Annotated in this window: 21 protein-coding genes and 1 riboswitch; of the genes, 6 read left to right on the top strand and 15 right to left on the bottom strand. The window is 41.1% G+C overall.

What is annotated here, in order from left to right:
- Positions 1-46: 46 nt before the first annotated feature.
- From AC3WTL_RS23810 to ribD, 5 genes are all read right to left on the bottom strand, one after another.
- A complete protein-coding gene (locus AC3WTL_RS23810; protein WP_048011431.1) occupies positions 47-1,345 on the bottom strand; it encodes an NCS2 family permease in 1,299 nt (432 codons plus the stop codon).
- A gap of 263 nt (positions 1,346-1,608) precedes the next feature.
- Positions 1,609-2,085: a 6,7-dimethyl-8-ribityllumazine synthase gene (ribH, locus tag AC3WTL_RS23805; RefSeq protein WP_197208669.1), complete on the bottom strand. Its 477-nt coding sequence runs from the start codon at positions 2,083-2,085 to the stop codon at positions 1,609-1,611.
- Between the two features lie 14 nt (positions 2,086-2,099).
- Positions 2,100-3,293 (bottom strand): bifunctional 3,4-dihydroxy-2-butanone-4-phosphate synthase/GTP cyclohydrolase II, encoded by a 1,194-nt coding sequence (locus AC3WTL_RS23800; RefSeq protein ID WP_197213934.1) that lies wholly within the window; start codon positions 3,291-3,293, stop codon positions 2,100-2,102.
- Positions 3,294-3,318: 25 nt separating this feature from the next.
- Complete coding sequence (ribE, locus tag AC3WTL_RS23795) at positions 3,319-3,972, bottom strand: riboflavin synthase (RefSeq protein ID WP_248348660.1); 654 nt, start codon at positions 3,970-3,972, stop codon at positions 3,319-3,321.
- Positions 3,972-5,069, bottom strand: coding sequence for a bifunctional diaminohydroxyphosphoribosylaminopyrimidine deaminase/5-amino-6-(5-phosphoribosylamino)uracil reductase RibD (gene ribD / locus AC3WTL_RS23790; RefSeq protein ID WP_252219134.1), 1,098 nt, complete (start codon positions 5,067-5,069; stop codon positions 3,972-3,974). The genes ribE and ribD overlap by 1 nt, the downstream gene beginning before the upstream one ends.
- A gap of 143 nt (positions 5,070-5,212) precedes the next feature.
- Positions 5,213-5,375, bottom strand: a riboswitch (FMN riboswitch).
- 132 nt (positions 5,376-5,507) lie between these two features.
- On the opposite strand from ribD, the gene AC3WTL_RS23785 reads away from it, so the two are divergent.
- The gene (locus AC3WTL_RS23785) at positions 5,508-6,329 is read left to right on the top strand and encodes an EcsC family protein (protein ID WP_248348657.1); all 822 of its coding nucleotides are present in this window, start codon (positions 5,508-5,510) and stop codon (positions 6,327-6,329) included.
- Positions 6,330-6,347: 18 nt separating this feature from the next.
- On the opposite strand, the gene AC3WTL_RS23780 is transcribed toward AC3WTL_RS23785, so the two are convergent.
- From AC3WTL_RS23780 to AC3WTL_RS23740, 9 genes are all read right to left on the bottom strand, one after another.
- Positions 6,348-6,923 carry a TlpA disulfide reductase family protein gene (locus tag AC3WTL_RS23780; RefSeq protein ID WP_248348655.1) on the bottom strand — a complete coding sequence of 192 codons (576 nt, stop codon included), beginning with the start codon at positions 6,921-6,923 and terminating at the stop codon, positions 6,348-6,350.
- Between the two features lie 88 nt (positions 6,924-7,011).
- Positions 7,012-7,797: a hypothetical protein gene (locus AC3WTL_RS23775; protein ID WP_248348653.1), complete on the bottom strand. Its 786-nt coding sequence runs from the start codon at positions 7,795-7,797 to the stop codon at positions 7,012-7,014.
- A 162-nt stretch (positions 7,798-7,959) separates the two neighbouring features.
- Positions 7,960-9,300, bottom strand: coding sequence for a S8 family serine peptidase (locus AC3WTL_RS23770; protein ID WP_252219136.1), 1,341 nt, complete (start codon positions 9,298-9,300; stop codon positions 7,960-7,962).
- Positions 9,301-9,569: 269 nt separating this feature from the next.
- Positions 9,570-10,415 (bottom strand): patatin-like phospholipase family protein, encoded by an 846-nt coding sequence (locus AC3WTL_RS23765; RefSeq protein ID WP_048011422.1) that lies wholly within the window; start codon positions 10,413-10,415, stop codon positions 9,570-9,572.
- A 93-nt stretch (positions 10,416-10,508) separates the two neighbouring features.
- Positions 10,509-11,285 (bottom strand): ABC transporter permease, encoded by a 777-nt coding sequence (locus AC3WTL_RS23760; RefSeq protein WP_248348649.1) that lies wholly within the window; start codon positions 11,283-11,285, stop codon positions 10,509-10,511.
- The gene (locus tag AC3WTL_RS23755) at positions 11,282-12,187 is read right to left on the bottom strand and encodes an ABC transporter ATP-binding protein (RefSeq protein WP_048011420.1); all 906 of its coding nucleotides are present in this window, start codon (positions 12,185-12,187) and stop codon (positions 11,282-11,284) included. The genes AC3WTL_RS23760 and AC3WTL_RS23755 overlap by 4 nt, the downstream gene beginning before the upstream one ends.
- A 2-nt stretch (positions 12,188-12,189) precedes the next feature.
- Positions 12,190-12,387 (bottom strand): PLDc N-terminal domain-containing protein, encoded by a 198-nt coding sequence (locus AC3WTL_RS23750; protein ID WP_248348647.1) that lies wholly within the window; start codon positions 12,385-12,387, stop codon positions 12,190-12,192.
- Positions 12,388-12,519: 132 nt separating this feature from the next.
- On the bottom strand, positions 12,520-13,482 hold the full coding sequence (locus tag AC3WTL_RS23745; protein ID WP_226618449.1) for a helix-turn-helix transcriptional regulator: 963 nt from the start codon (positions 13,480-13,482) through the stop codon (positions 12,520-12,522).
- 132 nt (positions 13,483-13,614) lie between these two features.
- Complete coding sequence (locus AC3WTL_RS23740; RefSeq protein WP_048011451.1) at positions 13,615-13,953, bottom strand: DUF4870 domain-containing protein; 339 nt, start codon at positions 13,951-13,953, stop codon at positions 13,615-13,617.
- Between the two features lie 225 nt (positions 13,954-14,178).
- Between AC3WTL_RS23740 and AC3WTL_RS23735 the strand changes: the two genes are divergently transcribed.
- The 4 genes from AC3WTL_RS23735 (at position 14,179) to AC3WTL_RS23720 (ending at position 17,701) form a co-directional block, all read left to right on the top strand.
- Positions 14,179-14,958, top strand: coding sequence for an undecaprenyl-diphosphate phosphatase (locus tag AC3WTL_RS23735; RefSeq protein ID WP_252222462.1), 780 nt, complete (start codon positions 14,179-14,181; stop codon positions 14,956-14,958).
- Positions 14,959-14,981: 23 nt separating this feature from the next.
- A complete protein-coding gene (uptA, locus tag AC3WTL_RS23730; RefSeq protein WP_248348645.1) occupies positions 14,982-15,566 on the top strand; it encodes an undecaprenyl phosphate transporter UptA in 585 nt (194 codons plus the stop codon).
- Between the two features lie 139 nt (positions 15,567-15,705).
- A complete protein-coding gene (locus AC3WTL_RS23725) occupies positions 15,706-16,827 on the top strand; it encodes an amidohydrolase (RefSeq protein ID WP_048011416.1) in 1,122 nt (373 codons plus the stop codon).
- Between the two features lie 313 nt (positions 16,828-17,140).
- Positions 17,141-17,701 carry a GNAT family N-acetyltransferase gene (locus AC3WTL_RS23720; RefSeq protein ID WP_252219144.1) on the top strand — a complete coding sequence of 187 codons (561 nt, stop codon included), beginning with the start codon at positions 17,141-17,143 and terminating at the stop codon, positions 17,699-17,701.
- A 66-nt stretch (positions 17,702-17,767) separates the two neighbouring features.
- Here AC3WTL_RS23720 and AC3WTL_RS23715 read toward each other — a convergent pair whose 3' ends face one another.
- Entirely contained in the window at positions 17,768-17,926 is a 159-nt protein-coding gene (locus tag AC3WTL_RS23715) for a hypothetical protein (RefSeq protein WP_197087758.1), read from the bottom strand.
- Between the two features lie 209 nt (positions 17,927-18,135).
- On the opposite strand from AC3WTL_RS23715, the gene AC3WTL_RS23710 reads away from it, so the two are divergent.
- Positions 18,136-19,503, top strand: a complete 1,368-nt coding sequence (locus tag AC3WTL_RS23710) for an MATE family efflux transporter (protein ID WP_222498048.1) — start codon at positions 18,136-18,138, stop codon at positions 19,501-19,503.
- Positions 19,504-19,580 lie beyond the last annotated feature (77 nt).

Genomic DNA, 19,580 nt, shown 5'->3' with positions numbered 1-19,580 from the left:
TAAAAAGAAAAAGGATGCCCGATATAAAGGCATCCCATAATCTATATTAACTAATCACATGAAAAACAAAGTTGAATAAAAACAAAGCAGCTATGACATATAAAGCAAATGAAACTTCCTTTGCTTTACCTATCGAAATCTTTAAGATTGGATAAAGAATAAATCCAATGGCAATGCCGTCCGCAATACTGTAAGTGAACGGAATCATGGCAATGATAAAGATAGCCGGAAAGCTTTCGCTCATATCCTTTAAATCAAGATTGCGGATGTTTTGAAGCATCAGTCCGCCAATAATGATCAGAATAGGGGCAATCGCGCTGTTGGGGATCAACTTAATAACAGGAATAAAGAATGCGGATAGCACAAACAGCATCCCGGTTGTAACTGCTGTCAATCCTGTACGTCCCCCGGCAGCCATACTTGCTGCACTTTCAACCGTTGCAACAGTCGGGCTTGTCCCAAAAATACCGGACAATAATGCTGAAACAGAATTTGCCTGAAAAGCACGCTTAAACTGTTCCGGCCTGTTAATAAAACCAACATGACCATGGACTAATCCGATATTTTCAAATACCAGAACCATTGTCAAAGAAAAAATGGCAATCCAAAAAGTGACGGAAAGCAAGTTATCAAATGACATTGCTCCAAATACTTCCATATAATCAGAGAGCGCGAACGACTTTTCATCAGTCTTCTGCACATCTATCAGCCCAAAAGCCCATGCGATCAGTGTTCCTGCTACAACAGTAATTAAAAAGTTTCCAGGCACATTCCGCATGAATAAAATGATGGCCAGCAGGAACGTTAAGATGGTTGCAAGCACTTGCGGGTCTCCCAGCTCACCTAAAGCAATAATGGAGTTTGTCCCTTTTTCAACGATTCCGCCTTTTTCAAGTCCAATCAGCATCAGGAAAAGCCCCAGTCCCACTGTTATCGCTTCTTTAAGTGAATGTGGGATTGATTCACTTAATGTCTGTGCAAATCGCGAAAAAGCCACGAAAACAAAGATCAGACCGGATATGAACACTACAGCCAATGCTTCCTGCCAGGATAAGCCCATGGACTGGACCATAGTATAGGAGAATAAAGCATTGATTCCCATTCCAGGCACAAGGAGGATCGGTACATTTGCCCAAAACCCCATAATCAAACAGCCGACCACCGAGGTTATAATGGTTGCAAAAATAGCTGCTTCCAATGGTATTCCTGCTTCAGAGAGAATAAGAGAGTTAACTGCGATAATATAAACAATCGTAAAAAAGCCGATTGCCCCAGCCATAACCTCCCTTTTAACAGTTGTTCCATTTGAATTCAGCTGAAAAAGCCGGTTAAACCACTTATTCATAAATACTACCTATCTATTCAATTAGCCCTCTCCCTACCCGCTCTCCCCGCAGAAGTAAACACGGGTGAGCCACAAGCAGTATTTTAACAAAAAAAATTCATTCTGCCAATAGAAAGGTCAGACGTCTGTTCAGATATACCTAAAAAAACCGGCGGGAATTGTCCCGCCGATTTTGATAGAAACAGGTCAGCATAACTGCACCTGCATAATTATATGATCAAGTCGATCGTAGTAAGCGTTCCGTTTGAATAAAAAATGATACCTTATTCACCATCGGATAACTGTCTATACAAATTGCCCATTTCAATTGCTCCGACAGCTGCTTCCCATCCTTTGTTTCCAGCTTTAGTGCCGGCACGCTCAATAGCCTGTTCAATCGTGTCAGTTGTTAGAACTCCGAAGATAACAGGGACACCGCTCTGCAATGCTGTCGCTGAGACCCCTTTAGCCACTTCGCCGCTGACATAATCAAAATGCGGAGTTGCTCCGCGGATAACTGTGCCAAGTGTAATAACTGCATCAAATTTTCCGGACTGGGATAGCTTTTTAGCTGCAAGCGGGATTTCAAATGCTCCAGGAACCCATACTACTGTCACGTCTTCTTCACTCACTCCATGGCGCTTAAGTGCATCTTCCGCTCCACTTAAAAGCTTGCCCGTAATGAATTCATTAAAACGCGACACGACAATTGCCATTTTTAATCCTGTTCCTACTAAATGTCCTTCGATTACCTTTTTCATCTTAAATCGCTCCCTTAAAATTGTAATAAATGTCCAAGTTTCGTTTTCTTCGTTTTTAAGTAATTCTCATTTTCAGATTTGGCAGGCATTTGAAGAGGAACCCGTTCTGCTACCTCCAGCCCATAGCCGCCCAAACCTGCAATCTTGCGGGGATTATTGGTTAACAGGCGCATTTTTTTCACTCCCAGATCCCTTAGGATTTGTGCACCTACCCCATAGTCGCGAAGATCATCCTTAAACCCGAGCTTATGATTTGCCTCAACGGTATCATATCCCTCTTCCTGCAGCTTATAGGCTTTCAATTTATTAATCAGGCCGATGCCGCGTCCTTCCTGTCTCATGTATAAAAGAATTCCCCGGCCTTCTGCCTCAATCTGTGCCAATGCTGCTTCAAGCTGCGGTCCGCAGTCACAGCGGTTAGACCCGAATACATCTCCGGTCAGGCACTCTGAATGAACACGAAGCAATACGGGTTCATTTTCATCAATTTCTCCTTTTACAAGAGCAACATGGTCTTTTCCATCGACAGTGTTTGTATAGCCTACTGCTTTAAAATCTCCAAATTCTGTTGGAAGCTGAATCTCCACTTCCCTTTTTACAATGGAGTCATGTTTTAAGCGATACTCTATCAATTGCTGAATCGTAATCATTTTCAAATTGAACTTTTCCGCTACTATTTCAAGGTCATCCACACGCGCCATTGTTCCATCATCTTTCATGATTTCACAGATAACCCCGGCTGGTGCAGCACCGGCAAGGCGAGCAAGATCTACCGCAGCTTCTGTATGTCCTGCCCTTCTAAGGACTCCTCCTTTTTTCGCAACGAGCGGAAAAACATGTCCCGGACGGGAAAAGTCTGAAGGCTTAGCATCACTCTCGAGCATTTCCTTTATCGTGAAAGCACGCTCAAAGGCACTGATGCCTGTAGTGGTTTTCACATGGTCAATACTGACTGTGAAAGCTGTTCCATGGCTGTCAGTGTTCACCTCTACCATCGGATTCAGTTCCAGCTTTTCAGCCAGCTCCTCAGTGATAGGTGTACAGATCAGGCCTCTGCCTTCTTTGGCCATAAAGTTGATGGTGTCCGGTTTAGCATATTCCGCGATTGCCAGGAAATCTCCTTCATTTTCCCTGTCTTCATCATCACAGACAATGATGACTTTCCCCGCTTTTAAATCTTCCAATGCCTCATGTATTTCACTAAACATGGTTTATTGCCCCTCCTTTTGCTATTTATAAGAAGCCGTTTTCCTTAAGGAAACCTTCTGATATTCCTTCTTTAGGCGGTGTGGTCTCCTGCCGCCTGTTCATGAAGGAAAATAGATATTTGGCAAGCATATCGAATTCGAGATTAACAATGTCTCCAGCTGTTTTGAAGCCCAGTACCGTTTCACTCGCTGTATGTGGAATGATCGAGACGGTAACGGTATTGTCTTCATTGCCGAAAACAGTAAGGGAAATCCCATCTACTGCAATAGAGCCTTTCATGATAAGCAAATGGCTTAAGGCAGGCGGCACAGATATTTGTATATAAATAGCATTCTCACTCGCTGCCTTTTTGATGATTTGACCTGTACCATCCACATGCCCTGTCACAAAATGCCCGCCAAATCGGCCATTTGCAGACATTGCCCTCTCCAGATTGACTTTTGTTCGTTCTTTAATGGCAGAAAGCGAAGTGCTTTTGAATGTTTCGGGCATGACATCTGCTGAAAATTCATTTTTTGCAAATTCCGTAACTGTAAGACACACGCCATTAACCGAAATGCTGTCCCCCAATTGAACATCTGATAAAACTTTGGAGGCCTGAATCGTCAGTTTCATCGCCTTGCCTTGCTGAACTACTTTTTTTACTGTTCCAAGCTCCTCAATAATTCCTGTAAACATTATTGCGTGGCCTCCCTCAGCGGTTTTGCGGTAATTCTAAGGTCTCCGCCAATCCTTTTGATTTCTGTGAATTCCAGTACAGGGGAGTCTTTTACATAGTCGGCACCATCCCCGCCAATAAATGGAATCGCCTTATTGCCTCCAATAATTTTAGGAGCCATATAGAGGATCATCTGCTGAAAGAAACCTTCTTTAATAAATGAAGCATGGATCTCAGACCCGCCTTCAACAAATAAAGTCATGATGTTTCTTTCACCTAAGTTTTTTAATACTTCTTTAATCGGCACCTCATTTGCAGGAAAAGAAAAAACTTCTGCATTATACTTCCTTATTTCCTCTGCTTTTGTCGAATCTATTTCGCAGCCGGTAAAGATGATGGTCTTAACAGACTGATCTCGGATGACATTTGCGTCAGCCGGAATTCTGAGATTTGTATCTAAAACAATTCGAATGGGATTTTTTCCGCCTTGGGGCAGCCTGGCGGTTAAAAGGGGATTATCGTGAATGATCGTATTTACACCTGTAAGTATTGCGTCATGTTCATGCCGTAGACGGTGTACATCCTGCCTGGATTCTGGAGAGGTAATCCATTTGCTGTCACCGGTTTTTGCAGCTGTTTTCCCATCAAACGATGAAGCTGCTTTAATGGTTACGTATGGTGTCTTTGTTTTTATAAAATGGAAAAATGGTTCGTTTAGGGCATCTGCTTCCTTTTTCAACAGACCGGTCACCACGTCAATACCGGCATCCTGCATCCTTTCGATTCCTTTGCCTGAAACCAGAGGATTTGGATCGGCAGAAGCAATAAAAACCCTATTAATTCCTGAATTAATAATTAAGTCTGCGCATGGCGGAGTCCTGCCAAAATGGCTGCACGGTTCAAGAGTGACATAAATATCAGCCCCTTTAACCTCATCGCCAGCTGCAGCAATCGCATGGACTTCTGCATGGGGAGTTCCCGCCTTCAGGTGAGCACCCATCCCAAGAATTTCACCATTTTTAACAACAACCGCACCCACCTGCGGGTTAGGACTTGTTTGTCCTTTGGCTGCCGCTGCCAGACTGATGGCTAACTTCATATATTCCTGGTGGTTCAAATTATGTGAATCCTCCTTTCCTTACAATTTCTCCAATTTAAGTATGAAACGGCAAAACCCCGTACACCAGCTAGGTGAAACGGGGCAAAAACACATGACGAAATAAGCGTTTAAAAAAAGAAATTTTGAACGCGTTACTATACTCATTCCTTCTCCCATCCAGACTTTCACTGTCGGCTTTGGAATTTCACCAAATCCACCGCTATTATTAAGCACCTATCTCTGCTAATAAAACCGGGTCACGGACTAAGAGGGCGTACCCTCATCACCGCCGGTTGGGAATTTCACCCTGCCCCGAAGGAAATCCTATTCTATTATAAGAATCTTATCATGAATAGCCGAAATATACAAAGAGAATTGGTTGTGAAAGAAGTGAAACTTTTGCTTTAAACAGCCGTATAGTTAAAATATAGAAGAAGGAATGAAAGGGCGATACTAATGATTGAACCGAAAGAACAGCTGATAAATGAATTAAAGAAATGCGAAGAATGGGAAAAAGACCAAGGTGATTTGTGGTTTTGGGAGAAGCTCGGGAGGCTTCCTTTCAAACTTATTGATAGATTCACACCGGAGTTCATACAAAAAAAGGTTGGAGTGATTCTTGATGAACTTGGCACGTATATTCAATCAGGAGGAAGATATTTAAGTTCAGCAGCAGCGTTAAAGAATTATTATCCTGGACAGAATATCCATACCTTGCAGGATGTAGAAGCCCTGCCCATAGTAAAGATGGATGAAGCCGCGGAAAAGCTAACCTCAAACAGAAAAAGAACCGCTGCATTGCAGGGTGCGGGAACTGGAGTCGGAGGGATTTTCACCCTGACCATTGATATCCCTCTTCTCCTCGGCATTCAATTAAAAACACTGCAGGATATTGCGATTTGCTATGGCTTCGATCCCGCAGATAAAAATGAAAGAATGTTCATCGTCAAAATCCTTCAATTTGTTTCCAGTGATATTGTTGGAAAAAAAGCTATTCTGCAGCAGCTTACCATGTTTGGCGCTAAAGAAGAAGGACCAAAAAGGGAAGTCGTTTCTGAGCTTCAAGGCTGGAGAGAGGTTGTGTTTTCGTACAGGGACCAAATAGGCTGGAAAAAACTTTTCCAAATGATCCCTATTGCCGGATTGCTTTTTGGGGCATTCATAAATCGCTCTGCCGTTAATGATATTGCAGAAGCCGGCATAATGCTATACAGAAAAAGGGTAATCGTTAATCGCCTTCACCAGGATATGATTGCAGATATAAAGCCGGAGAGCTAATATGGCTCTCCGGTTTGTTTATGGAAGCTTTTTGATTTCCTTCTCCATATATTCTTCATTTAAGGCTCCCAAAACTTTTTCTCTAATAACTCCATCAGAGTCAATAAAATAGCTTGTAGGATAAGCCATAATATTATAATCCGCACCAACAGCGCCCTTTACATCCATAGGGATTGTAAAAGTCAGACCCAGCTCTTTCACGAACTTCTCAGCGTCTCCGTTATTCTTTTCAGTGTTTGTTAGATTTACGGCAAGAATATCGAATTTTTTATCTTTGTACTTTTTATAAAGCTTCTCCATATGCGGCATTTCCGCGCGGCATGGAGGACACCAGCTTGCCCAAAAATTCAGAAGCACAGCTTTGCCCCTGTAGTCACTGAGTTTCACCGGATTTCCTTCCATATCTGTCAGTTCAAAATCTGGAGCAATGCTGCCTTTCTCCAAACCAATAGGCAAATCCTCAGGATCTTCAATTTTATCGTATTTTTGCATTTGTCCAGCTTGCTCTACTACTCCCTTTTCCTTAAGAATGGTCTTGTCAACAATGAACAGCAAAAGGACAATAACTGCAGCTGCCAGTAAAAACTTTTTCATTCCAACACCTCTATACTGATTTCCCTATACTTAAACTGAATTTATCATACTATATGGGGAATCCAGAATCTATAAATGTGCACATGTTTTAATGATTGCGATAAAGAAATAGAGCCGCAAAAATTGCATAAATTCTGCGCTTTTCTTTTGCATCCAGACTAATATTAAAAGAAAGGACAGGTGTGTTTGGATCCTTAAAGCGCTTCCCCCACTCAAATGGCATCCACCCTTTGCGAAAACGGGCAATTCTATTCGATTGATCATCTAGTACCTGCAGATCTGTGTGTAAAAAGGTTTTAGGAACGGCATACTGCATATCTCCATTCTGAAACAGCAGAGTGCTTCCTTCCTTTTTAAATTCGATTATTTCCCTGCAGTGGCAACCTGAAGACAAGACTTCGATTCCCTTTCTACGGATGATGATTGATGCCTCAAGATTATCAGTATAGTCATAAATTCCCAGCCTTTTTGGAATGAATCGGTCGATAAAATAAGGCAGGAACCAGCGAAGCTTCCGCATTTTCATATCTCTTATTTCACCTATCACCCTTCCTTCGGGATCAAAAATAACCATTCTTAGAGAAGGGGCCGGCAGAAAAGCGATCAGCACTTTTGACTGCTGCAAAAAAGGCAGAGGGGCTTGTCTAATAGAATAAAAGTTACTTGCCGCTGCCTCGGCTGCCCTTTGTTTATTCAGAAGATACATTTGATGACACAAAAAGCTATAAATAATAAAAGGGAACAAGATAATAATGAAATTCCCTGGAAATTTGTTAAAGAATATCAATAGGAAGAAAAATGGCGGCATAAGTGCAGTTAGGCTTGCATTCAAAGAGATGTCAGCTGTTTTCAGGTAATAGTGCTGGATATTCATCAGTAAGTCTCCCCTGCTATTTTTATTCTCTCTATATTCTATTAATCAGGTCCAATAAAAATGAATTTTAAGAGGATTTTATTAGCGGAGCTCTTTTGATTTTGCAAAATTCACTTATAAAAATAAGCTGACGGAAAATTTCCGCCAGCCTGATTAATAGGATTATTTTAGCGCATTAACTGCATTTATTAGCCCGTGGCCAGATTGCTCGTCATACCCAGGCTTAAAGATGTCTTCTGATGAAGTTTGAATGATATGCTTAACTTGTGCGGGAGAGATGTTGTCTTTACCATGTTTTGCAATGATCACACCTGCAAGTGCCGCTACTTTCGGAGCAGCCATTGAAGTTCCTCCCTTATAGCCATAGCCTCCGCCAGGGATTGTTGCTAATGCTAAGTAAGTATTATCCCTGCCCGCTCCAGTATTTGGATCATAGTTTGGTCCCAAGTCTCCACCTGGAGCCATAACATCAATTTTGCCGACACCATAATTGGAATAGAAAGCAAGATTCTTTAAAGCTCCTCCAGCAGACACCCGAATCATCAGTTGACTGCTTGGACTTCTGTGTGTGGCACCATTATCTGAACCGGAAAGCTGCCCCGGACTTTTTAAATCAACTGCATTATTGCCTGCTGAACCAACTACAGTAACACCTTTTTGAATAGCATATTTGATGGCTCTGTTAAACATTTGCACGTCCGCTACAGTATCCTTTGTTGCATACTCAGGATTCTGGAACCAGTCATATCCGCCAAGAGACATATTAACAACATCAACATTATCATCAGCAGCGGTCATTAAAGCTTCGGCAATATGGGAAGTAGCTGCTCCGCCTTCAGGACCGAATACACGGTAAGCCGCTACCTTCAAGTCTGGTCCAACCCCCATCGTTCTTCCTTTTGCTGCAATAGATCCCGCAACATGTGTTCCATGGCTGTTTTCATCCATTGGATCTGGATAACCGGGGACAAATGATTTACCATATGCGTAATTTTCCTTTAGATCCGGGTGATTATAGTCGATACCTGTATCGATTACCCCAACAACAATATCTTTGCCATCAGCGGCCTTTCCAGTTCCTCCTGGAAGATTCCACGATGCCCCATCATTTGTTACTTGTTTGATGTCCCATTGCAGACTGTTATATAAATCCGCACCATCTAATGGAAGATCTGCTTCCACTGCAGGAGCTTCGGGATATATGACATTTTCAGCGCCGGCAGCCGATACAAGTGAAGACTTTCTGATTTCATTAAGAAAGTTAGGATTTGCTGAAGAAACTTCAACTGCTCCTAATTTGTTCAGCTGATTCTCTACTTGCCCTCCAGCCTTTTTCACTAAATCTGCATACCCTGCAGGAAGCCTTGCTTCATCTTTAAAAACGACTAAATAGTTTTTTTCTGCCGTTTGGGCTTGTCCAACACCGGCAGAACCCGCAAAAACAGCTGAGGCACATAATGCCAAACTTAATGCACCCGTTACGATGCCCTTTTTCATATTCATTTTGTAATTGACCCCCCTTATATTTCCTAATTTTCATTATATTCAAAATAAACACACCGGCAATCTTTGTTATTCGACATATCCTTCTGCTCCAAGAACAAAAGCTGCAACTTAGAACTCATATTATTTACATTAAAATCCATGGTTTTAAACAAACACAGGCATATTAGCCTTATATTCTACAAAACATTTTTTCTTTCCATTTCCTTAATGTCGAAAAGATAAGAGTTTTGTCCTAATAAAAATAAACCGCATCCTGATAGATACGGTTAGAATTGATTAATTCTTTCAAATGATTTTCTGGCATCATTATATCCCTGGAGATATAACTTATCCAATTTTTGAGGATTCCGTTCCATCCGTCCCACTGTTAACGGCTCCTGCGGCTGGACGACAAGAACTGTCCCCTTCTTTTCTTCCTGCTCTACATAGCGAAGGGTCTCGTTATAGGTCAGGTACCGTTCTGCCAGTGCTTTTTGCAGCCCGGTATAATGCGGATATTTCCTTTTTACCATAAATGCAAATTTTGAGGGCTTTTTGGAATAACCCCGATTTCTTGTCAGGATTACTATATTTTTTTTGAATCCATCCTGCTGTGCTTTTTTGATTGGTATAGGATCGCTGATTCCTCCATCAAGGAGGACCCTTTTATTAAAATCGACCTCAGGTGCAATAAAAGGCAGGGAACTGGATGCTTTTAAAACCTTCAGCATATCTTTCCCATAGTCTTTTCTATTGAAATAAACAGGCTTTCCTGTATGGCAATCTGTTGTTCCAATTACAAATTCAGACTGGTTTTTATAAAACTCTTCGTAGTGATACGGGACCAGCTTATTCGGTATTTCATCAAAAATAAAATCCATTCCGAAAAACTGACGCGATTTAAAGAAATTGCGCCATGAGATATATCGCGGATCTGTTACATAATCCACGTTTACAATTCTGTTTCTGCCCTTCTGTTTGGACAAATAAGAAGCGGCATTGCATGCCCCTGCAGAAACACCAATAACATAAGGAAAGCTGAGGTCCTGTTCAAGAAAATATTCTAGAACACCGGCTGTATACACTCCACGCATTCCTCCGCCTTCAAGCACCAGACCCGTTTCACTGATCACCTTTCATCTTCCTTTCTATCTTTTAAAGCTATACTACCAAAATAGCACCCTCCGATATACAAATATGCCCAAAAGGAAGGAACTTGCATGAAATCAGGCAAGTTCCCTTCGTTTAAAAATTGCAATTGATGCAATCATGGAAATCGTAATGGCAATCACAGAAATAATAATACTCGGCAATAATTCATCAGGGAAGTTACCGCCCATGATAAAAGCATTCGTATAAGCAGACAAAAGGGCCGGACTCCACTCCAGCAGATGAGAAAGCGAAGTGCTCAATAGAGTTGCTATGACTATAATGCCAATTGATATAAATCCAACTGCCCCAGGCGATTTTATAAAAGTATTGAAGAGGATGACTATAGTGATTATAAGGGTAAGCCAGATACCATAAACAAAGAAGGATTGAAGAAAATCCGCAAAAGGAATAAATTCAAATAATATACCCACATAGTACCAGGAGAGGAAGTAACCTAGAAAATATGATAACCATATGAGCACCATCAAACTGGTCCACTTAGCTGTTACAAACCCGGCGTACGATACGGGTTTTACGAGGATTAGTCCCGCAACTCCGCTTTTCCTTTCACCGGCAATGCTTCCCATTGTAATTAATACAACAATAAGCACACCAAACGTATTGAACTGGCTAAGACTTGCAGCGAGTGCTTCACCTGCAGAAGGAACAGGAAGCTCGATGACTGCCCCTTCCGGAAGACCGCCTAAAGAATCAATAATCTGAGGCATATAATATAATGTCAGCGGCTCTTTTACAGCTATCAAAATAAAAGTAAGAGGCACCCAGATCCATTTGTAATTTCTGGCCATTTCAAGCATTTCTTTTTTAAATAAAGTTAACCATTGGTTCATTTTCGCACCACCTTCATGAAGACATCCTCCAGACTTGTTCTGCTGATTTCAAACTTAACCAGCGGCAAGTTCCGTTTCATAATCTCAGTTAAAAATAGTTTTCTGGCATATTCTATATCCTCAACCAAAAAACTCGCACACTCTCCATCCAATTTCATTGAAGAAACAGGCTGAAGCAGAGATAATTCTTCGGCAAATTGCGGAGTATTCTGCTTAAAAGCTAAGTCAATCTTTGCCTGCTGATGTTTAGCTCTCAGGTCTGCCATTGTTCCAGACTCAACCAGTTCACCATTATGGAGAAATAGTATTTCATCACAGATTTCTTCGGCATCATTTAAGATATGTGTTGAAAACAGGATGGCAGTTTCATTTTTCAGCTTATCCATCATTTCCAGCACTTCTCTGCGTCCAAAGGGATCAAGGGCAGAAACTGGTTCATCAAGCATGACGAGCTTCGGACGATGGATTATAGCCTGAGCGATGCCAAGCCGCTGCTTCATACCTCCAGAGTATTTTCCAATCCGGCGGTTTTTAGCTTCGGATATACCGGTAAGTTCAAGAAGCTCCGCTGCTCTGTCTTTTGCTTCTGCTTTGGGAAGGCCTGCAAGCTGCCCTGCGTATTCAAGAAATTCCCTGCCTGTCATCCATTCATAAAAAACAGGAAATTGAGGAAGATAGCCTATTAATCTTCGGAAATCCGCTTTTTCTCCCCCTTCATACACGATTGTACCGGAATCTGGCTTCACCAGGCCGGCAAGCATCTTAAGTGTAGTTGTTTTTCCTGCTCCATTTGCTCCCAGCAATGCAATACATTTTCCTTCAGATAATTGAAAATCCAGACCTTTTATGACCTCTTGTTCCTTAAACCGCTTTTTAAGATTTGTTATGCTTACAACCGGCATATTCAGCTTCTCCTTCCGAAAATAAAGTAAATGATTGGCCCTAGCAGATTAATAAATAAAATGACGAGAGCCCATACCCATTTTGGACCATTTACTTTTTCTATTTTTACGAGATCAATAATGGCTATAGCCATTAATATTAGCTGAATGATGACAATAGGTGCAAGAATCGCCCAGTTAATGCTTTCTAAAATTTCCATTTCGATGTCCTCCCTTTTTGTACTGTCATTCATATGACGTTTAAGTACAAAAATCGTTCAAAGGGATTTCAACTATTTTTCTAAAGAAAAGACACCCCAATATTGGAGTGTCTATTAGTTTAATTGCTAAGGTTAATCCATTTCTTTTTCATACACAGCCATCATATTTTTAATTTCGTTTGTTACCTGATCAATAAGTGAGGATGGTGAAAGCACTTTGGCCTGGTTACCCCAGTTGAGGAGCCATTTGACAAGTCCATCACTCACAATAGCTTTTGCTGATAGAACGAAATGGTTCTCATCCAGTTTTCTTATGTCTGCATCCCGTCCAAATTTATCAATTATCACGTTGATCAAATCGTTGTGAAATTGGATTTTTATCCACTCTTCAGATCCGGCATACATATGAAAGGTTGAACTCACATACTTGGATACATCAAAGGGTTCATATGCGAATTGTTCTTCCGTTATGTTAACATTGCGGAGACGGTCAATCCGATAATGGCGGATTTCTTCTTTCGCAAAATAGTAGGCTATTAAATAATAAAAGTCATTTACCCATGTGAGCGCCAGCGGCTTGACCCTGTATTGCCCTCCATTGTGGCTTAATACAAATTCCTTATTGAGATTATATCTTCCGTATTGAAATGTGACGATTCTCCTCTCGGAGATGGCTTCATGCAAATCATTGATAGCCAGCCGAACCAGTTTACTTTCACTTTTCACAGAGGAATCGATCAAAATTTCATTATGCAGCTTTTTGGCATGATGAATGCTTGTCAGCTTTTTAATTTTCCGTATCAGCTGTTTAGTCTCATCTTTGGTGATGAAGCGTGCAGAAGCAACAGCATCAATCAGCATGCGCAATTCATAAAGCTCGAATAGACGGTATTGATGGCTGTAGAACTTTGGCATTCCCTCTTTTTCCTGGTTAATGGTAATATCAAATTTTGCTTCAATCAGATGTTCAATATCGTCTCTCAATGAATTTTTGTTTAATTTCACATCCGGTCCATATTCCTTTTTAAAGCATTCAGTTATATCGTCCAGTGTATATTCATTTTCTTCATCGGTCTGCTCTCTCAAAATTTCCATAAGCTTGAGCATCCTTTGTTTGTTATCGAGTCTATTCATTACTTCACCCCATGTACTTTATAACTAAAAGCTCTGCAGAGTTAATTATCCATTTAAAAAAGCCCAGTGGCAACTAGCCCTGGACTGTGTTCATCATTTTAAAATCCTGAAAACTAAAGGTATTCTGTATTCCTTGCCTTCATAAGCTTTGACAGCAGCTACTATTGTAAAGATAAAAGCAAGGATTCCCACGATCCAAATCGTAATGACCCCAATTAATATGATCATTAGCACTACGCTGATTGCGCTGTAGATCGAATAGGAAATTAAAAAATTTAAATATTCCTTTCCATGGTAATCTACAAACTCCGAGTCATTCTTTTTCAATAGCCAAATGATCAGTGGTCCGACAAAAACGGTAAAAAAGCTGGTTACATAGATTGCTGCTGCTATAAGCCTTTCATCATTGGAAGGCATTTTATAATCATTCATCCTGTTTCCTCCTAAGCTAACCTCAAATATAAATGATGTTTCTTTTATATTATTTACGATATTCACTGTAAAAGGTTTCATGTATTTTTATATTTTTTTATACCCCCTCTGCAGCCTTAATTTCCGGTTCTCGATTGGGACAACTCGAATACACATGTTAAAGACAGGCATTGCGCATATACCTTTGCCTATTCTTAAACCGCCTAGGAAGGTGATATACAGATGATGTCAAAACTTGAGGCTTTCATTCTGGGAATCATCCAGGGGCTTACCGAGTTCCTGCCTATTTCCAGTACTGGACATTTATATTTGGGGAGACATCTATTTGGCCTTGATGAAGCAGGCCTCTTCCTTGATACAATGCTGCACATAGGAACTTTACTGGCAGTCCTTGTCGTATACAAAAATGAATTGCTTCAAATTATTAATAAGCCCTTCGGCAAGCTATCGATGCTTCTGATAGTTGGGACGATTCCGGCCGTAATCGTGGGACTCCTGCTGAGTGACATGTTCGATTCAATTTCGAAATCCGGTGTTACAATCGGCTGGGAATTTCTATTTACCGGGTTCATACTCTGGATTGCTGATGGTGTTAAGAAAGGCGCAAAAAAAATGGACAGCATCACGTACGGAGATGCCTTGTTTATCGGCACCTTTCAGGCTGCTGCCATTTTTCCGGCAGTTTCTAGATCCGGCTTAACCATTGCAGCAGGCCTCTTCAGGAAGCTTGACAGGGAAACAGCTGCCTATTTTTCATTCCTGTTATCCATACCTGCCATCGCTGGCGGCATTGTCATGCAATTTGGCGAATTGATGTCCGGTCACACAGAAGCCATAACCCTTGGCAGCATGTTAATGGCGACATTGTCATCAGCGATTTTCGGTTATGCAGCAGTCGTGTGGATGATTAATTTTCTAAAAAGAAAATCCCTGAAGATATTTGCTGTATACGTTTGGATATTAGGGTTCATCATTATATTCCTTCAAATGACCGGGACTTTTTAATTTTCAGATGGGGAGGTATCAGAATGGAAGAGATAATTGCCGGCATTTTTGAATTACTCTCCCAGCTGGGTTATGTCGGCATTGCACTTGGGTTAATGGTTGAAGTGATCCCAAGCGAAATTGTCCTGAGCTATGGCGGCTTTTTAGTCAGCACCGGAAATATCCATTTTATAGGAGCTCTCCTTGCAGGGATTGCAGGCGGAACACTTGCCCAGCTGTTTCTTTACTGGCTGGGCGCATATGGAGGAAGGCCTGTTCTTGACAAATATGGAAAATATCTTCTAATTCAAAAAAAGCATTTGGATGCATCAGAGAAATGGTTCGAAAAGTATGGGACTGGAGTAATTTTTACGGCCAGATTTATACCTGTAATACGGCATGCCATTTCAATCCCAGCCGGAATTGCTAAGATGCCTTTATCGGTCTTTACTGTTTACACACTGGCAGCTATGGTGCCTTGGACGGTTCTCTTTCTATTATTGGGGATGGAGCTTGGTGATCACTGGAGAGACATCAAAGAATATGCAAAACCATTTATCTTGCCGATCATAGTTATTGCTTTGGTCTCCGGCGCTATTTATTTGTTTTATATGAAGAGGAGAAGTTAACATAGCAAATTTACCAAAAGTGTAGAATTCCAATTTTACACTTTTTTTATTTGAGCTAGTGATGTTGAGAAAATTCTTCACACTTTCTAATCATTTTTGTAAAATAAAGCAAATACTTAGGATCAAAGGACGAAAAAAGATGAAAATTTTATTAAAAAATGCAGTCATATATCCTGTGACTTCCCCCACCTTCCATGGGGATGTAATAGTAGAAAACGGAAAAATACTAAAGATGGGCAAGAACTTAAAGTCTGATTCAAATGTAAAAATTATAGACTGCCATAGCCACCACCTTCTTCCGGGCTTCATAGATGTCCATACTCATCTGGGTCTTTATGATGAAGGCACCGGATGGGCAGGCAATGATGCCAACGAAACAATTGAACCCTTAAGCCCGCATATTAGAGCGATGGATGGTGTATACCCTCTTGATCCCGCCTTTTCTGATGCAGTGAAATATGGCATTACAACTGCCCACATCATGCCGGGAAGCGCCAATGTAATTGGAGGAACAACCTCTGTTATTAAGACATCCGGGAAAAACATCAGCAAGATGATTATCCAGGAAACAGCCGGCCTTAAAATTGCACTTGGTGAAAATCCAAAACGGATTCATAGTCATGGCAACAAGGATTCCATTACAAGAATGGGGATTATGGGAATGCTGAGGGAAGCTTTTTATGAGGCTTTACAGTGCGATAATCCCGACTCTCTAAGATTTGCACCGCTTGTCAGGGCGCTCAAAAGAGAAATTCCCGTCAGAATACATGCACACAGGGCAGATGATATTATTTCTGCCATCCGCTTTGCAGAGGAGTTCAATCTCGATCTTCGAATCGAACATTGCACAGAAGGCCATCTAATTGCTGACGAATTGGAAGGCTTAAATTTAAAGGTATCAGTGGGTCCTACTCTAACAAGAAGATCGAAAGTGGAACTGAAAAATAAAACCTGGAAAACGTATCAGCAGCTGACAGAGCATGGAGTGGAAGTCTCCATCACTACCGATCATCCATACACACCTGTGCAATATTTGAATATGTGTGCAGCTATTGCAGTCCGGGAAGGCCTTTCCGAGCAAAAAGCCTTAGAAGGAATCACCATTTTACCAGCAAGAAACCTCAGAATCGATCATCAGCTTGGAAGCATCGAGGAAGGAAAAGATGCTGATTTAGTTCTATGGAATCATCATCCATTTCACTTTCTTTCCAAGCCAAAATGGACAATGATAGGTGGAGATTTTGTGTTTAGGGAGTCTTAGAACCGTGTCGAATATTGCTGGTGATATTTGACATAAAATCGCAAAAAAAATAATCAAAAAACCTATTTCCTTTTTGAAATTTTTTTAGTATTATACCTAAAGTGAAGTGTAATTTTGCTTCCTACAGGACAGACAATCAAATATCGGAAACGATAGTAATAGGGAAGGCAAATGGTGCGCCACCAGTTATCTGGTTCTAGTGGGTTCGATTCCCACCCCGAAATTTTTTAGCAGCATAATAAAAAATTTCGAGGGTGGACCGAAGGCTCTATTTGGCATGGAGTAGGACTGCCCTCAATTGGAGGGATAACCTATGCTCAAGAAACGTGATCTTCACGACTGCCATGCTTTATTTGATTTAATGACGCACCCTGATGTCTTCCCTTTTGTTCGCCAAAAAGCCAATTGTTATGATGAGTTTATATTTATTACAAAGCAGACAATCGAATCTGAAGAGCGCGGTGAATTGATTTCACGCACAATTCTTGATGAATGGGGCGCTCCGATTGGGACGATTAATTTGTATGACATCCAGGACAATGCCGGCTTTCTCGGTACATGGCTTGGCAAACCTTATCATGGCAAGGGGTATAACAATTTAGCAAAAGATGCTTTCTTTGAAGAGCTCTTTTTTGAAACAGGCATTGAAACCATTTTTATGAGGATCCGCAAGGAAAATATCCGCTCGCAAAAAGCTGCAGAAAAGCTGCCTTATGTCATTCTTGCAAATGAAACGAGAAAGTCTGTATATGATCAGCTGAATGCAAATGGTGATATTTACAATCTATTTGAGATCCCAAAAGATTTATATACTCTTCATGTAATGCGTCATGGAGCAGCAGTCCAAGAATCGTCCCAATTATTGGAGGCTTAAAGAAAAGCAGCTCTCGAAGTACAAAAACGCTAAGCACTTGCATAGAGCAAGTGCTTTTTATTTTTTTCAATTAATAATATTGGTTTCCGATTCATCTGTTTTTTCTCTTATTCCGTAATGGGACAGCAATTCATCCAGCTCTTCATTGGTAAGAGTCTCAAAACGCCCGTCCACAAATGAAACTTGTGTCTGATTGGGATTAATCCTATTTATATTGAAGCTCATCTTTCTGCCTCCCTCAAGCTATTTTTTGGAAATGGCTGTTTACTATTTATACTCGCCGATTGAAGGATTTTTATTCCCGTTATGCAAAAGTTCACATAATTGAAATATTTATCAGCAAATTACTATACTGAATAACAGACCCGCTTGGGGCCGGCTTCTCTTTAGTATGATATAATTCTCTAGTCACATTATAGAAAGAGGAAAGATTCATGAATCAGACATACAGCAAAAAACAAAAACTGCATCAGCTGCTGGTTATTTTAGTTCCAATACTAGTAACCCAGCTGGCGATGTACTCTATGACATTTATTGATACTTTAATGACCGGCCGCTATGATTCACAGGACCTGGCAGGTGTAGCGATTGGATCTTCTCTATGGGTTCCTGTATTCACCGGGCTCAGCGGAATACTCCTAGCTGTTACCCCGATTGTGTCCCACCTCGTGGGAGCAGGGGAACAGCGTGAGGAAGTTTCTTTTTCTGTTATTCAGGGTGTTTATCTGTCCATCATTATGGCCGTCATTGTTTTTGGCGGAGGAGCACTTTCCTTAAATCCAATCTTAAGTGGAATGAATCTCGAGAACAGGGTTGAGGATACAGCTTTCAACTACCTCTCAGCATTAAGCACAGGAATGATTCCCCTGTTTGTCTACAATGTATTAAGGTCGTTTATTGATGCTCTTGGAAAGACCAGAGTCAGTATGATCATCACCCTTCTAACACTGCCAATCAATGCTTTTTTTAACTATATACTTATATATGGCAAATTGGGTTTTCCGGAACTCGGCGGAGCAGGTGCAGGCTATGCTTCATCTATTACTTACTGGCTGATAATGGTTATTTCGATTATTATTATTCATAAAAATTCTCCGTTCTCGAACTATGGAATTTTCAGAAGAATGCATGCTGTTTCTATCGGCAAATGGAAAGAAATCCTTCTTATCGGAATCCCAATCGGCTTATCGATTTTTTTCGAAACCAGTATCTTTTCAGCAGTTACTTTATTAATGAGCACATTTGAAACAGCCGTAATCGCAGCTCATCAGATTGCCCTCAATTTCGCATCACTTCTTTATATGATCCCCCTAAGCATTTCAATGGCATTAACAATCGTTGTGGGCTTTGAAGCGGGGGCTAAGAGATTCAGGGATGCTAAAGAGTACAGCTGGATCGGTGTCGGTATTGCTGTATTTATGGCATTAATTTGTGCAGCTGTTCTTTTGGCTTTCCCAAAAGAAGTGGCATCGATTTATACAAAAGACGACCATGTATTACAATTAACAGCCGCTTTTTTAATTTATGCCATGTTCTTTCAGCTTTCAGATGCCATTCAGGCACCCGTCCAGGGAGCGCTGCGGGGATATAAGGACGTGAATGTCACCTTCATTATGTCGCTTATTTCTTATTGGATCATCGGGCTGCCGTTTGGCTATTACCTGGCCAATCATACGGATTGGGGAGCCTATGGTTATTGGATCGGTTTAATTACAGGACTTGCAGCTGGCGCCATTACTTTAACAAGCCGGCTGATCTATCTGCAAAACAGAAAATACCCTGCATATATGGAAGCGAAGTAAATATAAAGTGAAACTTCAATCAGTGGGGGTTTTCCTTATCCCCCACTGATTGTTAGTCGCGTTCTAGTGTCGCTAAG

Source organism: Cytobacillus sp. EB106-05-05-XG126 (genome assembly GCF_058791715.1).
Note: the sequence above shows the minus strand (reverse complement) of the source record. Positions and strands in the feature narration are given on the sequence as shown.